Raw genomic sequence first — 4,250 nt, forward strand, 5'->3', positions numbered from 1 at the left:
TGATAAAATAGGCAGATTCAGAAAATCAGGGAAACACAATGTTTGAACAAGAAGACGAATGGGTCAGCAAAACCCAAATGAAAAAGCAGATGAACGATTTGCAGGCTTTGGGTATGGAATTGACCAAGCTCTCCAGCGATACGCTGAAAAAAATCGGCTTGGACGAAGAGCTGTTCGAAGCCATTGCCACCTATAAAAAAATCACGTCCAACAGCGCGCTCAAACGCCAAGCCCAATTTATCGGCCGCCTGATGCGCGATACCGACCCTGCGCCCATCGAAGCTTATTTGGCCAAACTGCGCGGCGACAATACGGCACATAATGCCTTTTTGCAACGTGTCGAGCAGGCGCGTACACGACTGTTGGCAGACGATGGCGCGATTACCCAATTTATGGCCGATTTTCCGCAAGCCGACGCCGGCAAATTGCGTACCTTGATCCGCAACACCAAAAAAGAGCAGGAACAAAACAAACCGCCGAAAAACTTCCGCGCGTTGTTCCAAGAAATTAAAGCAGTGATGGAGGCCGGTCAATCCGACGTTTCAGAAGAAGGGAAGGATTGGGAAGAATAAACCTTAAGGCCGTCTGAAAACGGATTGCGGTTTTCAGACGGCCTGTATCGTAATACCGAAGGAGGATGACCATGAAATTTCGCCACTCTGCAATCGCCTTGCTGGTTGGTGTATTGACCCTCAATGGATGTACTACCGATCTTTGGGAAAGAAATAGCCCTTTCCATCAAACCACAACCGAAAAAACCGTCGCTAAAGACAATATTCAAGCATTTGGCGTGGTTGCCCAAGACAATACGCAACTGGAAACAGGCAGCTTGGTCATGATGGGCAAAAAATATTGGTTTGTCGTTAATCCTAAAGATTCGGCCAAGTTGAAGGCAGTTTTGGGCGCTAAGCTGAGTAAACGCTTTCAAATGGTTCAGCAAAACCCAAAACAGGTGTATGAGGCTTTGCCGGTTGAATTGAAATCTCCTGAAGCGCAAACTTTTCGCTCGAATTTCTGCCTGCGTTACGATACTCAAAAAGCTGCCGAGATTGCCAAGTTAAAACAGTTGGCGTTCAAGCCGGTTGAACTCGATGGTAAAACTGTCTACACACGGTGTATTTCTACCGAAGGTCATTATTATGCGACGCCGAAAAATGTTGCCGAAGACCGCCGTTTTGACACTGCCGTCCCGGTCAGAATTTATTATACGGAAACCAAAAAAAGCACCGACGTTTGGAAGTTGACGGGGAATATCCTGAAAACGCCATTTACATTGGCTTTGGACGCAGTCGGCGCAGTGATAGCAGGCTCATATGTCGTAGTCAGTGAAATTATCGATGCTTCACGCAAATAATATCCAAGGCCGTCTGAAAACGGATTGCAGGTTTCAGACGGCCTCCTCCTTAAAATAAATGTTTCAAAAAATTAATTTTTTCTCTATTTAATCCCACACACTATGTCCGTCAAAATTCAAACACGTTCCATTAATCCGACTGTTTTCAACGACTTGCTCACTGCCGGTACCGATCCTTTGATTGCGCGGCTGTGTGCTGCGCGTGATGTGCAAAGTCCGGCCGAGTTGGACGACAAGCTTGCTGCGCTTTTGCCGTATCAATCGCTGACAAACTGTGAAGCCGCCGCCGGACGTTTGGCGGATGCGATTGAGCGTCAGGAAAAAATCCTGATTGTCGCCGACTATGATGCCGACGGCGCAACGGCGTGTTCCGTCGGTATGAGCGGTTTGGCGGCGATGGGGGCGAAAGTGGATTTTCTCGTGCCCAACCGCTTTGAACACGGCTACGGCTTAACGCCCGAACTCGCCGAAATCGCTGCCGAGCAAGGTGTGGATTTGTTGGTGACGGTGGATAACGGTATCGCCAGCATTGCAGGCGTGGCGCGTGCGCAGGAGTTGGGTTTGGATGTGATTGTGACCGACCACCATCTGCCTGCCGAGACCGTGCCCGACTGCATCATCGTCAATCCAAACCAAAAAGGCTGCGGTTTCCAAAGTAAAAGCTTGGCGGGCGTGGGAGTAATTTTTTATGTATTGATGGCTTTGCGTGCCGAGCTGCGCCGCCGCAATTATTTTTCAGACGGCCTGAAAGAGCCGAATCTGGGCGACCTTTTGGATTTGGTCGCACTCGGTACCGTCGCCGACGTCGTCACTCTAGACCACAACAACCGTATCCTCGTGTCTCAAGGGTTGAAACGGATGCGTTTGGGCAAAATGCGCCCCGGCATCCGCGCCTTGTTTGACGTGGCGCGACGAGATTGGCGCAAGGCTCAGCCGTTTGATATGGGCTTTGCGTTGGGACCGCGCATCAACGCGGCCGGACGGCTGGACGATATGTCGGTCGGCATTGCCTGTCTGTTGGCGCGAGATGACACCGAGGCGCAGGAACTGGCGGCTCAGTTAAACAACCTCAATATCGAGCGCCGCGAAATCGAGCAGTCTATGCTGCAAGACGCGCTGAATGCTTTTCCTGAAACCCTGCCTTCAGGTCAGACGACGTTGGTGGCGTATCGCGACGACTTCCATCAAGGCGTGGTCGGCATTGTTGCCAGCCGCCTCAAAGACCGTTTTTATCGTCCGACCATCGTATTTGCGCCTGCCGACAACGGCGAAGTGCGCGGTTCGGGACGCTCCATTCCCAATTTGCACCTGCGCGATGCTTTGGACTTGGTATCCAAACGCCATCCCGATTTGATTTTGAAATTCGGCGGACACGCAATGGCGGCGGGTTTGAGCATACTCGAACACAATATTCCTGCGTTTCAGACGGCCTTTGAAGAAGCCGTACGCGAGATGGTGTGCGAAGACGATTTGTCGCAAACCTTCATCACCGACGGCAGCCTGCCCGCACGCGACATTACGCTGGAACAGGCGCAAAACCTTGCCCGACACGTTTGGGGGCAGGGCTTCGCGCCGCCGAGTTTTACCGATGAATTTCACGTTGTCCGCCAGCAGCCTCTGGGCGCGGAGGGCAAACATAAAAAAGTCTGGCTGCAAAAAGACGGCTACGAATTTGAAGCCATGTTCTGGCGTTGCAGCGAAGACATTCCCGAATACATCCGTACAGTGTACCGTCCCGTTGCCAACGAATGGCGGAATAATCTCGAATTGCAGCTTTATATCGACTACTGGGAAGCCGCGTAAATAAAGGCCGTCTGAAAAATGAAGAAACAAAAAACTTGGCTCGGCTTTTCATTGGCGCTGCTTGCCACCATGACTTGGGGCTCGCTGCCGGTAGCGGCGCAACAGGCCTTAAAAGCCGTCGATGCGCCCACGCTGGTGTGGATACGCTTTTTAGTGGCGTCGCTGGTGTTGTTTGCGTTGTTGGGACTGACCGGCAAGCTGCCGAGGCCGTCTGAATTTTCCAAGCAAACCTTATTTTTATTGGTGCTGGGTATTGTCGGCATTTCCGCCAACTTTGTGCTCGTTGCCATGGGTTTGCACTATATTTCGCCGACAACCACGCAGGTGTTGTGGCAACTCTCGCCCTTTACCATGATTTTGGTCGGCGTTGGCGTGTTTAAAGAAGCCTTTACGCATTGGCAAAAAATCGGCTTGATGCTTTTGCTGACGGGTTTGGTCATGTTTTTCAACGATAAATTCGGCGAACTTTTCAGCTTGGGCAGCTACGCGGTCGGCGTGATGATGGCGGCTTCGGGCAGCATGATTTGGGTGTGCTACGGCGTGGCGCAAAAACTTCTGTCCAAACATTTCAATTCGCAACAAATCCTGCTCATGATTTATTTTTGCAGCAGCTTTGTTTTCCTGCCGTTTGCCGAACCGTCGCAAATCGCCCATATCGGCAATCCGTTTTTATGGGGCTGCTTTATCTATTGCTGCCTGAACACGCTGATCGGCTACGGTTCATTCGGTGAAGCGCTCAACCATTGGGACGCTTCAAAAGTCAGTATCGTTACCACGCTGATACCTGTATTTACCATGATATTTTCCACCATCGGCCATCATCTCGCCCCCGATTATTTTGCCGCTTCGGATATGAATCTCGTCAGCTATGTGGGTGCCATGGTGGTTGTGGCCGGAGCCTTGCTGGCGGTGGCCGGAGAGAAAGTAATGGGGCTTTTTTTGAGAAAGATATGAAGCTTTATTGAGAAACAGAATAAAACAAGGCCGTCTGAAACAGGTTTCAGACGGCCTTTATATTTTCTAAATCAGATTAATGTGGAACGGCGGATTAATAGAAGCCTTCGCGTTCTTCACGGGTGCTGATGTAGATGTT

The 4,250-nt window shown here is 50.8% G+C and carries 4 protein-coding genes; all 4 read left to right on the forward strand.

Going from position 1 to position 4,250, the window contains the following annotated elements; genetic code table 11:
* The first annotated feature begins 38 nt into the window (after positions 1-38).
* On the forward strand, positions 39-572 hold the full coding sequence (yjgA, locus tag ACTHUE_RS11750; protein WP_070461406.1) for a ribosome biogenesis factor YjgA: 534 nt from the start codon (positions 39-41) through the stop codon (positions 570-572).
* A gap of 71 nt (positions 573-643) precedes the next feature.
* Complete coding sequence (locus ACTHUE_RS11755) at positions 644-1,354, forward strand: hypothetical protein (protein ID WP_070607903.1); 711 nt, start codon at positions 644-646, stop codon at positions 1,352-1,354.
* 102 nt (positions 1,355-1,456) lie between these two features.
* Positions 1,457-3,157, forward strand: coding sequence for a single-stranded-DNA-specific exonuclease RecJ (recJ, locus tag ACTHUE_RS11760; RefSeq protein WP_107792410.1), 1,701 nt, complete (start codon positions 1,457-1,459; stop codon positions 3,155-3,157).
* Between the two features lie 18 nt (positions 3,158-3,175).
* Positions 3,176-4,111, forward strand: coding sequence for a DMT family transporter (locus ACTHUE_RS11765; protein ID WP_070461408.1), 936 nt, complete (start codon positions 3,176-3,178; stop codon positions 4,109-4,111).
* Positions 4,112-4,250: the final 139 nt, after the last annotated feature.

Source organism: Neisseria sp. P0021.S005, assembly GCF_051956955.1.